General features: G+C 69.3%; 11 protein-coding genes. 3 read left to right on the forward strand and 8 right to left on the reverse strand.

The features are described from left to right. Window positions 1-42 precede the first annotated feature (42 nt). A complete protein-coding gene (locus ACZ5XO_RS00830; protein ID WP_464163456.1) occupies window positions 43-1227 on the reverse strand; it encodes an MFS transporter in 1185 nt (394 codons plus the stop codon). A gap of 17 nt (window positions 1228-1244) precedes the next feature. Then, window positions 1245-2279, reverse strand: coding sequence for an aldo/keto reductase (locus ACZ5XO_RS00835; protein WP_464163457.1), 1035 nt, complete (start codon window positions 2277-2279; stop codon window positions 1245-1247). 88 nt (window positions 2280-2367) lie between these two features. On the opposite strand from ACZ5XO_RS00835, the gene ACZ5XO_RS00840 reads away from it, so the two are divergent. Continuing rightward, a complete protein-coding gene (locus tag ACZ5XO_RS00840; RefSeq protein WP_464163458.1) occupies window positions 2368-3279 on the forward strand; it encodes a LysR family transcriptional regulator in 912 nt (303 codons plus the stop codon). On the opposite strand, the gene ligD is transcribed toward ACZ5XO_RS00840, so the two are convergent. The 4 genes from ligD to ACZ5XO_RS00860 are packed head-to-tail and all read right to left on the reverse strand — an operon-like array spanning window position 3276 to window position 13170. Beyond that, entirely contained in the window at window positions 3276-5789 is a 2514-nt protein-coding gene (ligD, locus tag ACZ5XO_RS00845) for a DNA ligase D (RefSeq protein WP_464163459.1), read from the reverse strand. The two genes, ACZ5XO_RS00840 and ligD, sit on opposite strands and share 4 nt — an antisense overlap. A gap of 53 nt (window positions 5790-5842) precedes the next feature. After that, window positions 5843-7171 (reverse strand): ammonium transporter, encoded by a 1329-nt coding sequence (locus ACZ5XO_RS00850; RefSeq protein ID WP_464163460.1) that lies wholly within the window; start codon window positions 7169-7171, stop codon window positions 5843-5845. A 42-nt stretch (window positions 7172-7213) separates the two neighbouring features. Continuing rightward, window positions 7214-11740: a glutamate synthase large subunit gene (gene gltB, locus ACZ5XO_RS00855; RefSeq protein WP_464163461.1), complete on the reverse strand. Its 4527-nt coding sequence runs from the start codon at window positions 11738-11740 to the stop codon at window positions 7214-7216. Next, window positions 11737-13170, reverse strand: coding sequence for an NAD(P)-dependent oxidoreductase (locus tag ACZ5XO_RS00860; protein WP_464163462.1), 1434 nt, complete (start codon window positions 13168-13170; stop codon window positions 11737-11739). The genes gltB and ACZ5XO_RS00860 overlap by 4 nt, the downstream gene beginning before the upstream one ends. 263 nt (window positions 13171-13433) lie before the next feature. Here ACZ5XO_RS00860 and ACZ5XO_RS00865 point away from each other — a divergent pair, with 263 nt between their 5' ends. Beyond that, on the forward strand, window positions 13434-16241 hold the full coding sequence (locus ACZ5XO_RS00865; protein ID WP_464163463.1) for a M16 family metallopeptidase: 2808 nt from the start codon (window positions 13434-13436) through the stop codon (window positions 16239-16241). Between the two features lie 156 nt (window positions 16242-16397). After that, window positions 16398-18833: a membrane-bound PQQ-dependent dehydrogenase, glucose/quinate/shikimate family gene (locus ACZ5XO_RS00870; RefSeq protein ID WP_464163464.1), complete on the forward strand. Its 2436-nt coding sequence runs from the start codon at window positions 16398-16400 to the stop codon at window positions 18831-18833. Between the two features lie 103 nt (window positions 18834-18936). On the opposite strand, the gene ACZ5XO_RS00875 is transcribed toward ACZ5XO_RS00870, so the two are convergent. Together ACZ5XO_RS00875 and proB are read right to left on the reverse strand one after the other, a co-directional pair. Next, window positions 18937-20199 (reverse strand): glutamate-5-semialdehyde dehydrogenase, encoded by a 1263-nt coding sequence (locus tag ACZ5XO_RS00875; protein WP_464163465.1) that lies wholly within the window; start codon window positions 20197-20199, stop codon window positions 18937-18939. Next, a complete protein-coding gene (gene proB / locus ACZ5XO_RS00880; RefSeq protein ID WP_464163466.1) occupies window positions 20196-21371 on the reverse strand; it encodes a glutamate 5-kinase in 1176 nt (391 codons plus the stop codon). Before proB ends, ACZ5XO_RS00875 begins: the two co-directional genes overlap by 4 nt. Window positions 21372-21376: the final 5 nt, after the last annotated feature.

The following is a 21376-nucleotide window of genomic DNA, read 5'->3' on the forward strand; positions in this document are numbered from 1 at the left end:
AGCGGCCCCTCCCTCGGATGAAGAAGGGGCCGGTCTTTCGAACTAGCAGCGGGCGGCAGCCGTCTCCGCCACGCGAGCCTCGCGCCGAACGAGCAGCAGAACCAGGACCAGGCCCGAGGCCGCCATCGCCGCCCCGGCCAGGGCCACGGCCGGATAGCCGAGGTTCAGGCCGATGACCGCCCCGCCCAGGGCCGCGCCGATGGCGTTGCCCAGATTGAAGGCGCCGATGTTCATGGCCGAGGCCAGGTTGGGCGCGTCGGCGGCGGCCGTCATGACCCGCATCTGCAGAGGCGGCACCAGGGCGAAGCTGGCCACGCCCCACAGGAAGATGACCACGGCGGCGGGCGCCTGCCAGGGCATGATGACGGCGAACAGGACCAGAAGGGCGGCCAGGGCGCCGAGAGTGACGATCAGGGTGCGGTCCACCGACCTGTCGGCGAAGCGGCCGCCCAGCCAGTTGCCGACCGTTAGGCCGACGCCATAGACGACCAGCATGGCGGTGACGAAGGCGCTGGAGGCCAGGGTCTGCTCCTTCAGGATCGGCGCGATATAGGTGAAGACCGTGAACATGGCGCTGGAGCCGATGACGGTCAGGGCCAGGGCCGCCAGCACCGGACCGCGCTTCAGCACTGCGAGCTCGGCCTTCATGGCGCCGCCGTCAGTCGCTGTCTCGACCTTGCCGTGCGGAAGGGTCAGGCGCAGGGCGATCATGGCCAGGGCGCCCAGTCCCGCAATGCCCCAGAAGGAGGCGCGCCAGCCCAGGGTCTCGCCCGCCCAGGCGGCCAGGGGCACGCCGGTGATGTTGGCGATGGTCAGGCCCATGAACATGGCGGCCACGGCGCCCGCGCGCCTGTTCGGCGCCACCACGCTGGCCGCGACGATGGAGCCGACGCCGAAGAAGGCGCCGTGGTTGAACGAGGTCACGACCCGCGCCGCCATCAGGCTCCAGTATTCCGGGGCGATCGCCGACAGCAGATTGCCCAGGGTGAATATGCCCATCAGGCCGATCAGCAGGGTTCGGCGCGGCACGCGGCCGGTGGTCAGGGTCATCAGCGGCGCCCCGATCAGGACGCCGAAGGCGTAGGCGCTGACCAGCAGACCAGCCGCCGGAATAGAGACGCCCAGGTCGCCGGCGATGACGGGCAGCATGCCCATGGGCGCGAACTCGGTCACGCCGATGCCGAAGGCGCCGACGGCGAGGGCCAGAAGAGGGGGATTGAGTTTCATGGGGAGGAAACCTTGGCTCAGACCAGGGCCGGGTTCAGACGGGCGAACCCTTCCTGCTGGCGATAGGGCGTGTGGGGATAGGGCGGCAGGACATGGCTGGCGGCGTCGAGCGCGGCGACCTGTTCGGGCGTCAGGCTCCAGCCCACGGCGCCGAGGTTCTGGCGCAACTGTTCTTCGTTGCGGGCGCCGATGATGACCGACGAGACGGTCGGGCGTTGCAGCAGCCAGTTGATCGCTACCTGGGGCACGGTCTTGCCGGTCTCGGCGGCGACGGCGTCCAGGGCGTCGACGACGCGATACAGATGCTCGTCCTCGACCGGCGGCGCGAAGGCGGCGGTCTGATGCAGGCGGCTGCCGTCGGGGATGGGGGCGTCGCGACGGATTCTCCCGGTCAGCCGGCCCCAGCCCAGGGGGCTCCACACCAGGGCGCCGACACCCTGATCCGCGCCCAGCGGCATCAGGTCGGCCTCATAGGCGCGGCCGATCAGGGAGTAGTAGACCTGATGGGCGACGAAGCGGGGGCGGGCGTGGCGGTCGGCGGCGGCCTGCGCCTTCATCAGGGCCCAGCCGGGATAGTTGGACACGCCGGTGTGGCGCACCTTGCCCGAGGTCACCAGCAGATCCAGCGTGGCCAGAAGCTCCTCGACCGGGGTCGAGGCGTCGAAGGCGTGCAGTTGCAACAGGTCGATATGATCGGTGCCGAGGCGACGCAGGGCGGTCTCGACGGAGCGGATCAGCCGGTCGCGCGACACGCCCCAGTCGTTCGGCCCGTCGCCGGTCGGCAGGCCGGTCTTGGTCGAGATCAGCACCTGATCGCGGCGGCCCTTGATGGCCTGACCCAGGACGTCTTCGGAGGCGCCGTCGGAATAGACGTCGGCGGTGTCGAACAGATTGACCCCGGCCTCCAGGCAGATGTCGATCAGGCGGCGCGCCTCGGCCACATCGCTATTGCCCCAGGCCCCGAAGAGGGGGCCGGAGCCGCCGAAGGTGCCTGTGCCGAAGCTGAGAACCGGCACGCGCAGGCCTGATGATCCGAGTTGACGATAGTCCATGACGGTCGCTTCCGTTCTGTTCGAAGGCGCACAGATGGACGACGGCGGCCGCGCGCGTTAGAGGCGGTTCAGGCCAAGGATTTTTGAAATGAACGCAAAGATGCAGCCGGGCGGCGCCGATCGGGCGCGCGAAATGGCGGTCTTCGGGGCGGTGGCGGACAGCGGCAGTTTTTCCGCCGCCGGGCGCGAGCTGGGGCTGACGCCCTCGGCGGTCAGCCGGACCCTGGACCGGATCGAGGCGCGGCTGGGGGTGCGGCTGATGCTGCGCACGACCCGGACTTTGACCCTGACGCCGGAGGGGCAGGCCTATCTGGGCGCGGCGCGGCGCATCCTGTCCGATCTGGACGACGCCGAGCAGGCTATCGCCGATCAGGGCGCGCCGCGGGGCCGGCTGCGGGTCAGCGCCTCCCTGTCGCATGGACGGCTGTGCGTGGTGCCTCTGCTGGGCGACTTCGTCGCGCGCTATCCGCACATCCTGGTCGATATCAACCTGACCGATGTGGTGGTCGATGTGGCGGCGGGCCAGGCGGATGTGGCCATCCGTTTCGGCCCTCTGGCGGACAGTGGTCTGACGGCGCGCAAGCTGGGCGAAACGCGGCGCGTCATCGTGGCCTCGCCCGCCTATCTGGCCGCGCGCGGCACGCCGGGAACGCCCGAGGATCTGCACGACCACAACTGTCTGAACTTCAACTTCCGACGCGTCGAGCCGGTCTGGCCGTTTGTGCGTGAAGGTCGGGAATACAGCCTGTCGGTCAGGGGCGATGTCGAGGCCAACAACGGCGAGACCCTGGGCCAGCTGGCTGCGGCAGGCGTGGGGGTGACGCGGGTCGGGGCCTTCAGCGTGGCCGACGAAGTGGCGGCGGGTCGGCTGGTCCCCCTGCTGGAGGATTTCAATCCGGGCGATGTGGAGAACATCCACGCCGTCTTCGTCGGCGGGGCCAACACCCCGGCGCGGGTGCGGGTCTTCGTCGACTTTCTGGCCGAGCGGCTGAAGGCCTAGCCCAGCTTGCGCAGGGCGGGCTTCAGCGACGCCGCCGAGACGCGAAACTCCGCCCACGGATCAGGTGTCCGCAACAGGTCGGCGGCGGTCAGCAGGTTGAAGGCGGTCGGGTCCAGTCCTGGCCTTACCTGATCCCACGACAGGGGGCAGGCGATTCCGGCGCCGGGCCGGGCGCGCGGCGACCAGGGGGCGACGGCGGTGGCGGCCCGCCCGTTGCGCAGATAGTCGAGGAAGATTTTCCCGCCCCTCGCCTTCTTGGCCATCGTCGTCGTGAAGCGGTCAGGATGGTCGGCTTTCAGGGCTTCGCAGAAGCTCTTGGCGAAGGCCTTGGCCTGGTCCCAGCCGATGCGGCTGCGGGCGTCGGCCTTGATCGGGGCGACCACGTGCAGACCCTTGCCGCCGGTGGTCTTGACGAACGGCGTCAGGCCCAGGGCCTCCAGGCGCGGCTTCAGCAGGTTGGCGGCGGCGACCACGGCGTCGAAGTCGAGGCCCTCATCGGGGTCGAGGTCGAAGGTGATCTGATCGGGGGTCTCGGGATCGCCGGGTTTGCAGCCCCAGGGGTGCAGCTCCAGCCCGCCCGACTGGCCGATGGCGATCAGGCCGCTGAGGTCGGCGACGGCGACATAGGGCCGACCTTCGCCCACATCGACGTCTCTTAGTCCGGAATGGCGGCTCGTCAGGGCGTGGCGCTGGAAGAAGCGCTGGCCGTCGATGCCGTCGGGCGCGCGGATGATCGACACGGGGCGGTCGAGGATGTGGGGCAGGAGGCGTTCGGCGGCGGCTTCGTAATAGGCGATCAGGTCGGCCTTGGTGACGGCGGCGTGGTCATCGGTGGCGGGCCACAGAACCTTGTCGGGGTGAGAGATGGTCACCCCCGCCACGACCATTTTTCCGGCCTTGGCGGTGGACGACGGCGGCTGCGGCGGGGGGCTCACGTCGGCGGGGCTCTTGTCTTCGCGCAGACCCTTGAAGGCGGCCTGACGCAGGACGCCGTCCCTGGAATAGCCCACATGTTCGATCTCGGCGACCAGAACAGGGTTGACCCAGTGCAGTTGGTCCTCCGCATCGGGCGTGGCGATGAAGGGCGAGCGCTCGGCGGCGGCGGCTTTCAGCGCGGGCAGCAGGGTCCGGGTCAGGGCCGCCGAATAGCCCGTGCCGACCCGACCCAGATAGCGCAGCCCGCCCTTCGCCTTGACCCCGACCAGCAGGGAGCGGAAGCGGCTTCCGTCCTCGGAGGACCAGCCGCCGATCACCACCTCGTCGCGGCCCCGGCACTTGGACTTGAGCCAGGCGGCGGAGCGGCCCGCGCGATAGGGGGCGTCCAGTTTCTTGGAGATGACGCCCTCCAGTCCCATGCGGCAGGCGCCTTCCAGAACGGCCGCGCCCTTGACGGCGAAATGGTCGGCGTAGCGCAGGCGCGCGCCATGAGATTTCGCCACTCGGTCGCACCAGGCCTGCAGCCGCGCCTTGCGGTGCGACAGGGGCAGGGGGCGCAGGTCCTCGGCCCCGTCGAACAGCAGGTCGAAGGCGAAATAGACGAGGGCGTCGGTTTTTCCTTCGGCGATGGCGGTCTGCAACGCCGAGAAGTCCGGCAGGGCGTCCATGTCCAGGGCGCACAACTCGCCGTCGACTACGGCGTCGGGCCAATGGGCGGCGTCTGCGGCCAGTTCGGGAAAGCGGTCGCTCCAGTCCAGACCCTTGCGGGTGCGCAGGGTCGCCCGCCCGCCGCCGGTCGCGACCTGGATTCGATAGCCGTCGAACTTGATCTCGTGCACCCAGCCGGGCGTCGCGGGCGGGCGTTCGGCGACCTGACACAGCTGGATCGACACGAAGGCGTGGGGCTTGGCGAGGGCTTTGGGGGCGACGGCGGGCTTGGGGGCCGTCTTGCGGGCCGCGGGCTTGGACGATGTCCATTCGGCATGACCTTCGGCGATCTCGGCCAGACTGCGCCCGCTGACGACCGAGGCGTCGATCTCGGCCAGGGCGTCGCCTTCTCCATCGACGGCGTGAGCGTCCTTCTCCTTGATCAGCAGCCAGTTGGCGCGCTTGGACGGTTTGCCGCGATCCGACTTCAGCCGGATCAGGGCCCACCCCCCCTTCAGCCGTTCGCCGTCGAGGGTCAGCTTGACGACGCCCTTTGCGAAGGCGGCGTCGAGATCCTTGTCCTGCGGGGTCCATTCGCCGACGTCCCACAACTGCACCGTGCCGGCCCCGTAGTTGCCTGAGGGGATGGTCCCCTCGAAGTCGCCGTAGTCGAGGGGATGGTCCTCGACCTCGACCGCCAGCCGTTTGACGTGGGGGTCGCGCGAGGGGGCCTTGGTCACGGCCCAGGACTTCAGCACCCCGTCGTGTTCGATGCGGAAGTCGTAGTGCAGATGCGACGCGGCGTGGCGCTGGATCAGGTAGCGCAGGCCGCTCTGGCGGGGCTTGGCCTTGCGGCCCTTCGGCTCGGGCGTGACGCCGAAGTTCCGCTTGGCCTGATAGGTGTCCAGTTCGCCGCGTGCGCTCATTCAGCCTGAACGCAGAGGGGCGGGGAAGGCTTCATGCCCGCCCCGCCCGTGAGTCAATGCAGGGCCTCGCCGTGCTGGCTGTAGTCGAGGCCCTCGATCTCGGCCTCTTTCTCGACGCGCAGGCCGACGGTGTATTTGCAGATCATCAGGACGACGAAGGTGCCGACGGCGCTCCAGGCCATGGCGCCGCCCAGGCCGATGGCCTGCTTCCAGACGGTGGCCCCTTCGGCGACTGGGTTGATGGCGGCGTTGGCGAAGAGCCCGGTCAGCAGGGCTCCGGCGATGCCGGCGATGCCGTGGACCCCGAAGGCGTCGAGGCTGTCGTCATACTTGAGTTTGTGTTTCAGCCAGACCGCGCCGACATAGGCGACGGGGCCGGAGATCAGGCCGATGAAGAAGGCACCCTTGGGGTCGACGAAGCCGGCGGCCGGGGTGATGGCGACCAGGCCGGCGACGACGCCGGTCAGCAGGCCCAGCAGGGTCGGCTTCTTCTTCAGCGTCCACTCCACCGCGATCCAGCCGACGGCGGCGGCGGCAGGCGCCAGCAGGGTGTTGAAGACGGCGACGGCGGCGATTTCATTGGCGCCCGCGGCCGAGCCGCCGTTGAAACCCATCCAGCCGACGAACAGCAGACCCGTGCCGATGGCGGTGAAGGCCAGGTTGTGCGGCGCCATGTTGTCGCGACCCCAGCCGTGGCGCGGGCCGAGCACGATGGCGCAGACCAGACCGGCCACGCCCGCATTGACGTGGACCACGGCCCCGCCGGCGAAGTCGAGCACGCCCAGTTCGCCCATCCAGCCGCCGCCCCAGACCTGATGGCAGATCGGCGCATAGACGATCAGGTGCCACAGGGTGAAGAAGAGGACGCTGGCCGAGAACTTGATCCGCTCGGCGAAGGCGCCCGCGATCAGGGCCGGGGTGATGATGGCGAAGGTCAGCTGATAGCCGATCCACAGGAACTCGGGCAGGCCGGGGGTCAGTGCGTGGGCCGTCTTCACGCCGACGCCGTTGAGGAACAGGGCCTGAAGGCTGCCGATGAAGCCGTTGGCCGGGCCGTCGACGGTCCCGAAGGACAGGGTGTAGCCGGCGACGAACCACAGGACGGTGACGATGGCCATGGCCGCCGTCGAATGGGCGATGGTGGCGATCAGGTTCTTCTTGCGCACCATGCCGCCGTAGAAGAGCGCCAGCCCCGGCAGGGTCATCATCAGGACGAAGGCCGTCGAGGTCAGGATCCAGGCCGTGCCGGGACCGTCCAGCGCCAGCGGGACCTGATGCGCCAGCAGATCAGGCGGGGCGGCGGCGAAGGCGGGCGCGCAAAGCGCAACGGCGAAAAGGCCGCAACAGAATGCTGCGGCCCTGGTGATCGTCGGTGATGTCATGAAGGTCTCGGGGAGAAGACGCAGGTGAAAAGGAAGGCGACGTCAGGCCGGTTGGGCCAGCCTGACGTCGGGGGTTGCGGCCTCGGCGGCGAGGACGGTTTTCGGCGCGATGCGGACGAAGCGCGGCGCGAACGACGTCCAGTCGGCCAGGATGCGCCGCGCCAGAGGCGAGGCGGTGGCGTTGGCGTGGGCCTCGATCAGGGCCTTCAACCGGGCCTCCGCCTCGGCGTCGATGGCGCCGACGCCGGCCATGTCGCCGTTCAGGGCTTGAGCGGCCCGGCCCTCGGCGTCGAGCACGAACAGCTCGCCGCCGCTCATGCCCGCCGCCAGGTTCCAGCCGACCGAACCCAGAACGATCACACGACCGCCGGTCATGTATTCGCAGCCGTGCGCGCCCAGACCCTCGACCACAGCCTCGGCGCCCGAGTTGCGGACGGCGAAGCGTTCGCCCGCTGCGCCCGCCACGAACAGACGGCCGGAGGTGGCGCCATAGAGGGTGGTGTTGCCGCAGACTTGCTGATCCGCGCGCCACTCATGGGGGCGGACGTGGATGTCGGCGCCCGACAGACCCTTGCCGACGTAGTCGTTGACCTCGCCGGTGACGTCGAGGATCAGGCCGCGTGCGCCAAAGGCGCCGAAGCTCTGACCGGCGATGCCTTCCAGCTTCAGCTTTAGACGGCCCTGCGGACCCTGTGGGCCGAACTTGCGAACGATGGCCGAAGAGACGCCTGCGCCCGCCGTGCGCTGGGTGTTGTTCAGCGGATAGGACAGCTCCAGCGTCTGGCCGCGCTCCAGGAAGGGGGCGGCGTCCTTCAGCACCTGGGCGTCCAGGCTCTCGGGGACGGGCTGGCGCACCTTGTCGGCCCAGCGGCCGGGCCGGTCGACGTCGACCTTCATCAGCAGGGGGTTGAGGTCCAGATCGTCCAGATGCGAGCCGCCGCGCCGCGTCTGACGCAGCAGGTCGGTGCGGCCGACGATCTCGTCGATCGTGCGGGCGCCGATGGAGGCCAGGATCTCGCGCACCTCCTCGGCGATGAAGGTGAAGAGGTTGACCACCTTCTCCGGCGTGCCGGTGAACTTGGCGCGCAGGCGTTCATCCTGCGAGCAGACGCCGACCGGGCAGGTGTTGGAATGGCACTGACGCACCATCAGACAGCCCATGGCGATCAGACCCGAGGTGCCGATGCCGTATTCCTCGGCCCCCAGCAGGGCGGCCAGAACCACGTCGCGGCCGGTGCGGATGCCGCCGTCGGCGCGCAGGGACACCGACGAGCGCAGGTGGTTCAGGCTGAGCACCTGATGCGCTTCGGCCAGGCCGATTTCCCAGGGCATGCCCGCGTGCTTGACCGAGGTCTGGGGCGAGGCGCCCGTGCCGCCGTTGTGACCGGCGATCAGGATGGCGTCGGCCTTGGCCTTGGCGACCCCTGAGGCGATGGCGCCGATGCCGGTGGCCGAGACCAGTTTGACCGTGACCTTGGCGTCGGGGTTGATCGCCTTCAGGTCGTAGATCAGCTGGGCCAGATCCTCGATCGAATAGATGTCGTGGTGCGGGGGCGGGCTGATCAGGGTTGTGCCCGGCACGGCGTGACGCATCCGGCCGATGAACTCGGTGACCTTGAAACCGGGCAGCTGGCCGCCCTCGCCGGGCTTGGCACCCTGGGCCACCTTGATCTCGATCTCGCGGCACTGGTTCAGGTATTCGGCGGTGACGCCGAAGCGGCCCGAGGCCACCTGCTTGACCGCCGAGTTGGCGTTGTCGCCGTTGGGGCGCGGCACATAGCGGGCCGGGTCCTCGCCGCCCTCGCCGGAGACGGCGCGCGCGCCCATCCGGTTCATGGCGATGTTGAGGGTCTCATGCGCCTCAGGGCTGAGGGCGCCCAGGGACATGGCCTGGGACAGGAAGCGGCGGCGAATGTCAGAGACGCTTTCGACCTCGTGCAGCTGGACCGGGGTCAGACCATCCTTGAAGTCCAGCAGGTCGCGCAGGGCCAGGTCCGGCTGCTCGCGGACGGCGGCGGAGTATTGCTTGAAGCGCTTGTAGTCGCCGCGGTTCACCGCGTCCTGCAACAGGTGGATGGTCTTCGCGTCATGGGCGTGGGCTTCGCCGCCCGCACGGATGCGGAAGAAGCCGCCCATCGACGGGGAGGGCACGGCCGCGCCGAAGGCGACGCTGTGACGCTTGAGCGCGGCCTGCTCCAGACCGGCCAGACCGATGCCCGAGATGCGCGAGGGGGCGCCGGGGAAGAACTCGGCGGCCAGGGCGCGGGACAGGCCTAGGACCTCGAACTCGCAGCCTCCGCGATAGGCGGAGATGATGCTGATACCCTTGCGCGCCAGAACCTTGAGCAGGCCCGCTTCGATACCGTGCTTGTAGTTCAGGCAGGCGTCGTGGAGCGTCAGGCCCGGATAGGCGCCGCGATCCAGGCGCTCCTGGAACAGTTCCTGCGCCAGCCACGGATTGACGGCGGTGGCCCCGACCCCGACCAGAACGGCGAAGGCGTGCGGGTCCAGGGTCTCGGCCGAGCGAACGACCAGAGAGCAATAGGTGCGCAGGCCCGCCGCGATCAGGCGGCCGTGCGTCCCGGCGGTGGCTAGGATCATCGGCGCGGCCAGCCGCTCGGCTGAGGCGTGCTCGTCGGTCAGGACGATCAGGGTGGCGCCGTCGCGGGCGGCGGCCTCGGCCTCGTCGCGGATGCGGTCCAGGGCCTGACGCAGGCCGGCGCCGGGGCGATCGCCTTCAGCGGGGACCGGATAGGTGCAGTCGATCACCGTGGTCGAGCCATCGGCCACGACGCCCAGCAGGCGCTGGTACATGCCGGTGGTCAGGACCGGGCTGTCCAGCACGAAGACCTCGGTCTGGGCCTCGTCCTGGGCCAGGATGTTGCCCAGGTTCTTGAAGCGGGTCTTCAGGCTCATGGCCCCGGCTTCGCGCAGGGGGTCGATGGGCGGGTTGGTGACCTGGGAGAAGTTCTGGCGGAAGTAGTGGGCCAGAGGGCGCGGCAGGCTGGACAGGACGGCGGGCGGGGCGTCGTCGCCCATTGAGCCGACCGCCTCCTTGCCGTCGCGGACCAGGGCGTCCAGCAGCAGGTCCAGATCCTCGCGGCTGAAACCGGCGGCGATCTGGCGGCGGATCAGGGCCTCACCGACGGCGGCGCGGGGCTCGGGTCCGGGGCCGATGATGGGCTCCAGATCGACCATGTTCTCCAGCCAGTCGGAGTAGGGCTGGGCGGCCGCCAGGGCGTCGACGGCCTCATGCTCGTCATAGATCCGGCCATGCTTCAGGTCGACGGCGATCAGCTTGCCGGGGCCGATGTGCAGGCGGCGCTTGATGCGGCCCTCGGGCAGGGGGACCAGACCGGCCTCGGAGCCGGCCAGCAACAGGCCGTCCACGGTTTCCACGGCGCGCAGGGGGCGCAGGCCGTTGCGGTCCTTGCCCGCCACGACCCAGCGGCCGTCGACGGCGCACAGGGCGGCGGGGCCGTCCCACGGCTCCATCACCGCGTTGCAATAGGCGTAGAGGGCGCGGTGCTCGGGCTTCATCACCACGTCGTCGGAGGACCAGGCCTCGGGCACCAGCAGGGCCTTGGCCAGGGGCGCGGGACGCCCGGCGCGGACCAGAACCTCGAAGACATTGTCCAGAGCCGCGGAGTCCGAGCCGCCCGGCTGGACCACCGGCTTGACCTCCTGGTCGCGGTCGCCAAAGGCGGAGGCCGCCATGCGGATCTCGTGGGCGCGCATCCAGTTCAGGTTGCCCTGAAGCGTGTTGATCTCGCCATTGTGGGCCAGCATGCGGAAGGGCTGGGCCAGCTTCCATTCGGGGAAGGTGTTGGTCGAGTAGCGCTGGTGGAAGACGGCGTAGCCGGCCTCGACCGTGGGGTCGTTCAGGTCGTGATACAGCTGGCCCAGCAGCTCGGCGCGGACCATGCCCTTGTAGACGATGGAGCGGGCCGACAGCGAACACAGGTAGAAACCGTTCAGGCCCGACGCCTGCACCGCCTTTTCGATGCGGCGGCGACACAGGAAGAGCTCGCGCTCCAGTTCCTCGATCTCCATGCCTTCCGGCGCGGCCAGCATGATCTGCTCGATCTCGGGCCGGGTGGCGTCGGCGCGGACGCCGACGACCGACAGGTCCAGCGGCGTCTGGCGCCAGCCGTAGATGTAGAAGCCCGAGCGGATGGCTTCGGCCTCGACGATGGCGCGGGCGTGGTCCTGGGCGCCCAGGTCGGTGCGCGGCAGGAAGACCTGACCCACGGCGATGGGGCCGGGGCGCAGGGTCTGGCCGACGGCGCGCACCTGGGCCGCGAAGAAGGCCTGGGGCAGTTCGATCATGACCCCGGCGCCGTCGCCGGACAGGCCGTCGGCGTCGACCGCGCCCCGGTGGGCCACGGCCTTCAGCGACTTGATGGCCATCTCGACGATTTCGCGGCGGGGCTTGCCGTCGATGGCGCAGACCAGGCCCACGCCGCAGGCGTCGCGCTCCGACCAAGGGTCATAGGCGCCGCCTTCGATCAGGCGGGCGCGGTTTTCTTCATACTGGGCCAGCCAGTTCTGTTGCGATGCGTCAGTCATGCTGCGGCTTCCTCGGTACGCGCGCGCAGGTAGCGGTCGATTTCAGCCGCAGCGTCCTGGCCGTCGCGCACGGCCCAGACGACGAGGGAGGCGCCGCGCACGGCGTCCCCGGCGGCGAACACGCCGGGCAGGGTGGTGGCGAAACCGCCACGCGCCACCTGCAGGGTGTTCCACTTGGTCAGGCCGAGCTCGGCGTCGAGCTGCTCGGCGAAGGCCTCGGGCTCAAAGCCGAGGGCCTCGATCACCAGGTCGGCGGGCAGGTCGAAGTCCGAGCCGGGTACGGGCGCGATGTCGCGGCGCTGGCCGGGAGCGGCTTCCGTCAGGGCCATGCGCTGGGCGCGGACGGCGGTCACGGCCTCGCCCTTGGACATCAGGGCCTTGGGCGCGCCCAGCCATTCGAAGCGGACGCCTTCCTCTTCGGCGTTCTGCACCTCGCGCGCCGAACCCGGCATGTTGTCGCGGTCGCGGCGATACAGGCAGACGACGCTGTTCGCGCTCTGGCGGATGGCGGTGCGGACGCAGTCCATCGCCGTGTCGCCGCCGCCGACCACAACGACGTCGCGACCGGCTGCGTGGGGGGCGGAGGCGTCGGCGGGGTCGCCGCAGTCGACGCGGTTCTGGGCGATCAGGAAGTCCAGGGCGGCGACGGTGTCGTTCGGTCCGCGCCCGGGCACGCTGAGGGTGCGGGCCTGATAGACGCCCATGGCCAGAAGGACGGCGTCATGGCGCGACCGCAGCTCGTCCATGGTCACGTCGATGCCGACGTTGGTGTTCAGCACGAACTGGACCCCGCCCTCGATCAGGCGGTCGATGCGCCGCTGGACGATGCGCTTCTCCAGCTTGAAGCCGGGGATGCCATAGGTCAGCAGGCCGCCGGCGCGGTCGTGACGGTCATAGACGGTGACGGCGTAGCCCTCGCTGCGCAGGCGGTCGGCGGCGGCCAGACCGGCGGGGCCGGAGCCGACGATGGCGACACTCTGGCCGCGCTCGGCCAGGGGGCGGATAGGCTCGACCCAGCCGTTGTCAAAGGCGGTGTCGGCGATCCAGGCCTCGACCGAGCCGATGGTGACGCCGTCCCAGCCGGACTGCTGCAGGGTGCAAGCGCCCTCGCATAGACGGTCCTGCGGGCAGATGCGGCCGCAGATTTCCGGCATGGTCGAGGTGGCCGAAGCGACCCGCCAGGCCTCGCGCAGGTCGCCGTCCGCCGACAGGGCCAGCCAGTCGGGGATGTTGTTCTGAAGCGGGCAGGCGTTCTGGCAGAAGGGCACGCCGCAGTCAGTGCAGCGCGACGCCTGGACCGTCCCGCCGGCGGCGGTCGGTTTGAGCGTGATCTCCGTGAAGGCGCGCACGCGCAACTCAGCGGGCTGTTTCTCCAGCCGACGCTGCTCGATCAGAAAACCACCAGGGTTGGAACGTCCACCTTTTTGCATCTGCTCATTAAGCGAAACATGAGGCGATTGTGCAAATATTTTCCGTAGCAAAGCCTAAAAATGATGTGTTTGGGCATGAAGTCGGATCGATATTTGTAGTTGGCGCATATTGCGACCGATTATCGGTGTGCGACGCAGCATGAAAATTCCGTACCTCAGCGTGATGGGCGGCCCTGGAGGCGGATTAAATTTCCGAAAGGTTGGTTTCTGGCGGCGTAGCGCCGTTACGGTCCCGCCATCGCGACACCGCACTGGGGGACTTCATGACCATCGCCGTACGCCGCCTGGCCCTTATGGGCGGGGCCGCCGCCAGCCTTTTGGCCGCCGCCGCTCACGCTTCTCCGGCGCCCGCTGCGCCGCCCGCCGCCGCCCAGAACCGGGCCGCCGTCGCAGCCCTGCCGGCCCTGCCTGACGTGGACATTCCCTTCACCAGGATGGTGCTGCCGAACGGTCTGACCCTGATCGTCCACGAGGACCACAAGGCGCCGATCGTGGCGGTCAACATCTGGTATCACGTAGGGTCCAAGAACGAGCCGGTCGGTCGCTCTGGCTTCGCCCACCTGTTCGAGCACCTGATGTTCAACGGGTCCGAGAACTTCAACAACGACTTCTTCAAGGCGACCGAGCTGCTGGGCGCCACCGACCAGAACGGCACCACCAACACCGACCGCACCAACTATTTCCAGAACGTGCCGACCTCAGCGCTGGACAGCGTCCTGTGGCTGGAAAGCGACCGCATGGGCCACCTGCTGGGCGCCATCGACCAGGCCCGTCTGGATGAACAGCGCGGCGTCGTCCAGAACGAGAAGCGCCAGGGCGAGAACCAGCCCTATGGCCGTGTGTGGGACGCGATCACCGAGGCCACCTATCCGGCGGATCATCCCTATGGCCACACCGTCATCGGCTCGATGGCCGATCTGGACGCCGCCAGCCTGGACGACGTGAAGGGCTGGTTCCGTGACTACTATGGCGCCGCCAACGCCGTCATCGTCCTGGCCGGCGACATCACGCCCGAGGAGGCGCGCGCCAAGGTTGAGCATTATTTCGGCGACATCCCCTCGGGCCCGCCCGTCACCCAGCCGCAGCGCATGATCGCCAAGATGGAGGGCGCCCAGCGCGAGGTCATGTACGACCGCGTCGGCCAGCCGCGGCTCTACAAGGTGTGGAACGTGCCGCCGACCGGCGACGCGGCGACGGACTACCTGGGCCTGCTGGGTCAGGTCCTTTCGTCGGGACGCACCTCGCGCCTGCACAAGCGCCTGGTCTTCGACGATCAGGTCGCCACCAGCGTCTTCGCCGGCACGTCCGAGAGCGAGATCGGCAGCCAGTTCCTGGTCATGGTGACGGCCAAGCCGGGTCAGGATCTGGGCGCTATAGAGCGCGTCGTCGACGAGGAAATGGCTCGCTTGCTGCGTGACGGCCCGACGGCCGACGAACTGGAACGCGCCCGCACCGTCAACGGCGCCGCCTTCGTGCGCGGCCTGGAGCGGATCGGCGGCTTCGGCGGCAAGTCCGACCGCCTGGCCGAGAGCCAGGTCTTCCTGGGTGATCCCGGCGCCTGGAAGACCAGTTATGAGCGTCTGCTGACCGCCACGCCCGCCAACCTGACGGGCGCGGGTCGCGACTGGCTGACCGACGGCAGCTATGCGCTGGAGGTCCTGCCCTTCCCTGATTTCACCACGGCGTCGGCCGGTGCGGACCGGTCCAGAATGCCTGATCCGGGGGCGGCGCCCCAGGCCGACTTCCCCAGCTTCGAGCGCTTCACCCTGTCCAACGGGCTGAAGGTGGTGCTGGCTCCGCGCACGGGCGTGCCGACCGTCAGCATGAACCTGATCGTCGAAGCCGGTTCGGCTGCCGACCCCGCCGGCAAGAACGGCGTGGCCCAACTGGCGCCTGCCGTCATGACCAACGGCACCGACCGGCTGAACGCCTTGCAGATCAGCGATCAGCTGCAGTTGCTGGGCGCTTCGCTCGGCGCCGGTTCGGCGGTCGATTACACCAACGTCTCGTTGAACGCGATCGAGTCGCGCCTGGAGCCGTCGTTGGCCCTCTATGCCGACATCATCCAGAATCCGGCCTTCCGACCCGAAGATTTCCAGAGGGCCCAGATCCAGCAGGTGTCGGGCATTCAGCAGTCCAATCGCAACCCCGGGGCCATCGCCAGTCGGGTGCTGGCGGCCAATGTATTCGGACCTGAAAATCCGTACGGCCGTCCGACTTCGGGCACCGAGGCCAGCGTCCAGGCTTTGACCCCCGCCGACGCCGAAGCCTATCACGCCACCTGGTTCCGTCCCGACAACGCCACCCTGGTGGTGGTCGGCGACACGACTCAGGCCGAGCTGGCCCCGGCGCTGGAGAAGGCCTTCCGCACCTGGCGCGCGCCCTCGACCCCGCTGCCGGTCAAGCCCGCCGCGCCCGCCCTGCCGTCGCAATCGGCGCCGCGCGTGCTGATCGTGGATCGCGCGGGCCCGCAGTCGTCGATCACCGCCGGCCGTCTGGCTCCGGCCTTCGACGCCGCGACAGAAGGGGCCGTCGATGTGGCCAATACGGCGCTGGGCGGCGCCTTCACCAGCCGCATCAACATGAACCTGCGCGAGGACAAGCACTGGTCCTATGGCGCGGGATCGGGCATCCGCACCACGCGCGGCGAGCGCATGTTCCTGGTTTCGACCGGGGTTCAGTCGGACAAGACGGCCGAAAGTCTGGTCGAGATCCGCAAGGAGCTGAGCGAGGTCTTCGGCGCGCGTCCGTTGACGGAAGAAGAAATCGCCGCCGTCCGGTCCAACCTGGTTCTGGGGATGGCCGGCAATTGGGAGACCAACGCGGCGGTGGCCGGCGATCTGACCAGCATGGTCGTCTATGGCGTGCCGGAAAACTACTACGACGGCTACGCCGCATCGGTGAACGCGACCACTCCGCAACGGGCCACGGTCGCGGCGAGGGCCCTGATCGGCGACGGTCCGACGACCTGGGTCGTGGTGGGCGATCGCGCCGCCATCGAGCCCAAGATCCGCGCCCTCAACCTGGGCGAGGTTCAGGTGGTGGACACCGAGGGGCGTCCGGTCAACTGACGGAACCGGTTCAGACCGGACAGGAGAGGGCGGCGCTGCGGCGCCGCCCTTTTTTCCATGGTCGCTTTCTCGCCGTATTCTGGAACGGCTCGGCTTCGGGGGTGTTGAGGCAAGGCCAAGCTGAACCCTCAGGCGGAACCTCAGGAGTCGTGCGACATGTCCTCCATTGAACGCGGGCGCGGATTCGGAAGCGTCCTGGTGCGATTGCTGGGGGTGGTCATCGCCCTGATCGGCCTGACGCTGACCATCGGCGGCGGGCAACTGATCATGCTGGGCGGCTCGCCCTATTATCTGGTCGTCGGCCTCTTGATGATCCTGTCCGGGGCGCTGCTGGCCCTGCTGAGGATGACGGGCGCCTGGCTCTATATTCTGATCTTCATCGGCACGGTGCTCTGGGCCCTGTGGGAGGTCGGGCTGAACGGCTGGGCCCTGGTCCCGCGTGTCATCGCGCCCCTGGTGCTTCTGGTCCTCGTGGTTCTGTCCTTCCCGGCGCTGAAACGTGAAGGCGGGGGCGGAAAGCTGGCGCTCGGCGGGATCGGCCTGATTGTCGTCCTGGGTCTGATCTCAGGCGTGGTGGTGGCCCAGGCCAACAAGGCGCGGGTGCAAAGTCCTGTCCCGGCGGCGGGGCAGGGCGGGATCGGCGACCCGGCCCTGATCAGAACGGGCGCCGACTGGCCGGCCTGGGGCGGAACCGACAGCGCCCAGCGCTACTCCCCGCTGAACCAGATCAACAAGGACAATGTGAAGGGCTTGCAACGCGTCTGGACCTTCCGCACCGGGGACCTGCCGGAGGAGCGGTTCGGGGCGGAAACCACGCCGCTGAAGATCGGCGACACCCTCTATCTGTGCTCGGCCCGCAATCGGCTGTTCGCCCTGGATGCGACGACCGGCAAGCAGAAATGGACCTATGACCCTCGGGTCGCTGACGATCAGATTCCCTATACCGCCGCCTGCCGGGGCGTGACCTATTACGCCCAGCCCAATGTCGATGCGGCCCAGCCTTGCGCCACGCGGATCATCGAGGGGACCCTGGATGGGCGGCTGGTGGCGGTGGACGCCCGTACCGGGGCGCCGTGCGCCGGCTTCGGGACCAATGGCGCGGTCAGCATCAAGACCGGGATGGGCGACCCCTATCCGGGCATGGTCTCGATCACCTCGGCCCCGGTCATCGTGCGCGGGGTGGTGGTGACGGGCCATCAGGTTCTGGACGGGCAGAAGCGCTGGAACGCGTCCGGCGTCATCCAGGGCTTCGACGCCGTGACGGGCCAGTTGCGTTTCGCCTGGGACATGATGCGGCCGGACATCACCACCCTGCCGCCGGAGGGCCAGACCTATACTCCCGGCACGCCGAACATGTGGACCACGGCCACGGCGGACGAGGCTCTGGGCCTGGTCTTCCTGCCGATGGGCAATTCGGCGGCGGACTATTATTCCGGCCTGCGTCGCCCTGCCGAGAACAAATACTCGACCTCTCTGGTGGCTCTGGACGTGACCACGGGCAAGCCGCGCTGGCATTTCCAGACTGTGCGCAAGGACGTCTGGGACTATGACCTGGGCTCGCAGGCGACCCTGGTCGACATGCCCGGGGGCGTGCCGGCGGTGATCCTGCCGTCCAAGCAGGGCGACCTCTACATCCTGGACCGGCGCACCGGCCAACCGTTGCACAAGGTCGAGGAGCGTCGCGTGCCGCAGGGGGGCGTCGAGCCCGCGCAACGCAGTCCGACCCAGCCCTTCTCCCTGTTCCATACGCTGCGGAAGGCGGACCTGACCGAGCGCGACATGTGGGGCATGTCGCCGATCGATCAGATGTTCTGCCGTATCCAGTTCCATCAGGCGGCCTATGAGGGCTACTTCACGCCGCCGACGGCGGACAGGCACTGGATCCAGTATCCGGGCTACAACGGCGGCTCGGACTGGGGCGGCGTCGCCGTTGATCCGGCGCGCGGCGTGATCGTGGCCAACTACAACGACATGCCCAATCATAACCGGCTGGTGCCCCGCGCCGAGGCCGATCGTCTGGGCTGGTTCGCGCGCGACGATCCTCGCTACATCGAGCGCGAGAAGGAGGCGGCCAACCGCGGCGGCAACCTGTCCAAGTCCAAGGCCGAGGGTGCCGGCGATCCGCAGGCGGGCGTGCCCTACGCCATCGACGTCAACGCCGGCTGGCGGGTCAAGTTCACCGGCCTGCTGTGCAAGCAGCCCCCCTATGGCGGCATCCGCACCATCGACCTGAAGACCGGCCGAACCCTGTGGGACCGCCCCTTCGGCACGGCGCGCAAGAACGGGCCGTTCGGCATTCCCTCCATGCTGCCGGTCGAGATCGGCACGCCGAACAACGGGGGCTCGGCGGTGACGGCGGGCGGACTGATCTTCATCGCCGCTGCGACCGACGACCTGATCCGGGCCATCGACATAGAGACGGGCAAGACCGTCTGGTCCGACGTCCTGCCCGCGGGCGGTCAGGCCAACCCGATGATCTATGAGCAGAACGGCCGCCAGTACCTGGTCATCATGGCCGGCGGGCATCACTTCATGGAGACGCCGGAGGGCGACTACGTGATTGCTTACGCCCTGCCGGAAGGCAGGTCGTAAGCTTCTTTTCTGGGCCTATCGCCCTTCGGGCTCCTTGAGGCCGATAGGTGGAATTGGGGAAGGCCGGGGCTTTGGTTCCGGCCTTTTCTGCACCAGGGTCGGATCAGGGCCGGGTCTGGCCCTGGCCGCGCACCACGTATTTGTAGGTAGTCAGCTGCTCCGCCCCTACGGGGCCGCGTGCGTGCAGCTTGGAGGTCGAGATGCCGATCTCGCCGCCGAAGCCGAACTCGCCGCCGTCGGCGAACTGGGTCGAGGCGTTGATCAGGACGATGGCGCTGTCGACGCCGTTGGCGAAGCGCTCAGCGGCGTCGGCGTCGGTGGTGATGATGGCCTCGGTATGGCCCGAGCCGTAGCGGCGGATGTGATCCACCGCCCCGTCCACGCCATCCACGACCCGCACCGACAGGACGGGGGCCAGATATTCGGTGGTCCAGTCAGCCGCGGTCGCTTCGGCTGCCTCGGGGACGAGGGCGCGCGTCGCATCGTCGCCCCGCAGTTCGCAGCCGGCCTTGATCAGGTCATCGGCGACGGCGGGCAGCAGGCGCTCGGCGGCGGCGCGATCCACCAGCAGGGTCTCGGTGGCGCCGCAGACCGAGACGCGGCGCATCTTGGCGTTGACGGCGACGCGGCGGGCGACGTCGAGGTCGGCGGCGGCGTCGAGATAGGTGTGGCACAGGCCTTCGAGGTGGCCCAGCACAGGGGCTTTCGCTTCGACCTGAACGCGGGCGACCAGGCTCTTGCCGCCGCGCGGAATGATCAGGTCGATGGCTCCTTCGAGGCCCGACAGGATGGCGCCCACGGCTTCGCGATCAGGGACGGGGACCAACTGGACGGCGTCGGCGGGCAGACCGGCCTCGGTGACGGCGCGGCTGACCACGGCGGCGATGGCGCGCGAGGATTCCAGGCAGTCCGAGCCGCAGCGCAGGATGGCGGCGTTGCCCGAGCGCAGGCACAGGGCGGCGGCGTCGGCGGTGACGTTGGGCCGGCTCTCATAGATGACGCCCAGCACGCCGATGGGGGTGCGAACGCGGGCGATGTCCAGCCCGTTGGCGGGGGTCCAGCGGGCCATCTCGGCGCCGACCGGATCGGGCTGGGCGGCGATGGTCGCAACGGCGACGGCCATGCCCTCGACGCGAGCGGGGGTCAGGGCCAGACGGTCGATCAGGGCCTCCGAAAGACCCGAGGCGCGAGCGTTCTGGATGTCGCGGGCGTTGGCGGACAGGATCTCGGCTTCGGCGGCGCGCAGGCCGTTCGCCAGACGCGTCAGGGCCTCGGTGCGGGCCTCCGGCGTGGTGGCGCGCAGAGCGTCGGCGGCGGCGCGGGCGCGGCGGCCCATGTCCAGCATAAGGGTGTTCACATCGGTCATCGGGTTTCCAGCACCAGGTCGTCGCGGTGGATCACGACCGAGGGGCCGCGATAGCCGATCAGGGTCTCGATCTCGTCGGAATGGCGGCCCCGGATCAGGGCGATCTCGTCGGCCGGATAGGCGGCCAGGCCGACGCCGATCACGGCGCCGGTCGCATCCAGCAGACGCAGGCTTTCGCCCTTTTCAAACACGCCGCTGACGGAGACCACGCCCGAGGGCAGCAGGCTCTTGCCCGATTTCAGGGCGCGCACGGCGCCGTCGTCGAGGGTTAGCGAACCGCCCGGCGCCATGCTGCCGGCGATCCACTGTTTCCAGGCGGCCAGAGGCGTGGCCGGGGCGGTGATCAGGGTTGCGCGGGCGCCCTCAGTCACCGCCTTGAGCGGATGGCGCGTCAGACCCGAGGCGATGACGGTGGCGCAGCCGGCCGAGCGGGCGATCTGGGCGGCGGCCAGCTTGGTGGCCATGCCGCCGGTGCCGACGCCGGCGTCCGCATTGGCGCCGCTGGCCATGCCGAGGATGTCGGGGCCGAGGCTTTCGACCAGGGGCAGGTGGCGGGCGTTCGGGTCGCGACGCGGGTCGGCGGTGTAGAGGCCGTCCACGTCGGACAGCAGGACCAGCAGGTCGGCGCGCGCCAGTTGCGCGGCGCGGGCGGCCAGACGGTCATTGTCGCCGTAGCGGATTTCCTCGGTGGCGACGGTGTCGTTTTCATTGACCACGGGGATGACGCCGTGGGCCAGCAGGGCCTCGACCGTGGCGCGGGCGTTGAGCCAGCGGCGACGGCGTTCGGTGTCGTCGCGGGTCAGCAGGACCTGGGCGGTGATCAGGCCGTGGGGGGCCAGGGCTTCTTCCCAGGCGTGCATCAACAGGGTCTGGCCGACGGCGGCGGCGGCCTGCTTGTCCTGCAGGCGACCCGGCGAGGTCTTCAGCCGACCGCGACCCAGGGCCACGGCGCCGGAGGAGACGACGATGACCTCGCGGCCCTGCCGGCGCAGGTCGGCGATGTCCTGGGCCAGGGAGGCCAGCCAGTCGCGGGTCACGGCGCGGGTGGCGGCGTCTACGAGCAGGGATGAGCCGATCTTGACCACGACCCGTCGCGCATGGGCCAGCGCCGTCGCAGGCGAGGCCTCGGCGGCGATCTCGGCGACGGGGGAGGACGCGGCGGGATCGATCATGCCTC

The organism is Brevundimonas sp. T2-11, assembly GCF_055397675.1.

What these genes read in the sequence shown, in the direction of transcription:
- ACZ5XO_RS00865 (WP_464163463.1), top strand. Translation starts at nt 13,434, where the DNA reads ATGACCATCGCCGTACGCCGCCTGGCCCTTATGGGCGGGGCCGCCGCC.
- ACZ5XO_RS00840 (WP_464163458.1), top strand. Translation starts at nt 2,368, where the DNA reads ATGAACGCAAAGATGCAGCCGGGCGGCGCCGATCGGGCGCGCGAAATG.
- gltB (WP_464163461.1), bottom strand. Translation starts at nt 11,740, where the DNA reads ATGACTGACGCATCGCAACAGAACTGGCTGGCCCAGTATGAAGAAAAC.
- ACZ5XO_RS00875 (WP_464163465.1), bottom strand. Translation starts at nt 20,199, where the DNA reads ATGACCGATGTGAACACCCTTATGCTGGACATGGGCCGCCGCGCCCGC.
- ligD (WP_464163459.1), bottom strand. Translation starts at nt 5,789, where the DNA reads ATGAGCGCACGCGGCGAACTGGACACCTATCAGGCCAAGCGGAACTTC.
- proB (WP_464163466.1), bottom strand. Translation starts at nt 21,371, where the DNA reads ATGATCGATCCCGCCGCGTCCTCCCCCGTCGCCGAGATCGCCGCCGAG.
- ACZ5XO_RS00860 (WP_464163462.1), bottom strand. Translation starts at nt 13,170, where the DNA reads ATGCAAAAAGGTGGACGTTCCAACCCTGGTGGTTTTCTGATCGAGCAG.
- ACZ5XO_RS00835 (WP_464163457.1), bottom strand. Translation starts at nt 2,279, where the DNA reads ATGGACTATCGTCAACTCGGATCATCAGGCCTGCGCGTGCCGGTTCTC.
- ACZ5XO_RS00830 (WP_464163456.1), bottom strand. Translation starts at nt 1,227, where the DNA reads ATGAAACTCAATCCCCCTCTTCTGGCCCTCGCCGTCGGCGCCTTCGGC.
- ACZ5XO_RS00870 (WP_464163464.1), top strand. Translation starts at nt 16,398, where the DNA reads ATGTCCTCCATTGAACGCGGGCGCGGATTCGGAAGCGTCCTGGTGCGA.
- ACZ5XO_RS00850 (WP_464163460.1), bottom strand. Translation starts at nt 7,171, where the DNA reads ATGACATCACCGACGATCACCAGGGCCGCAGCATTCTGTTGCGGCCTT.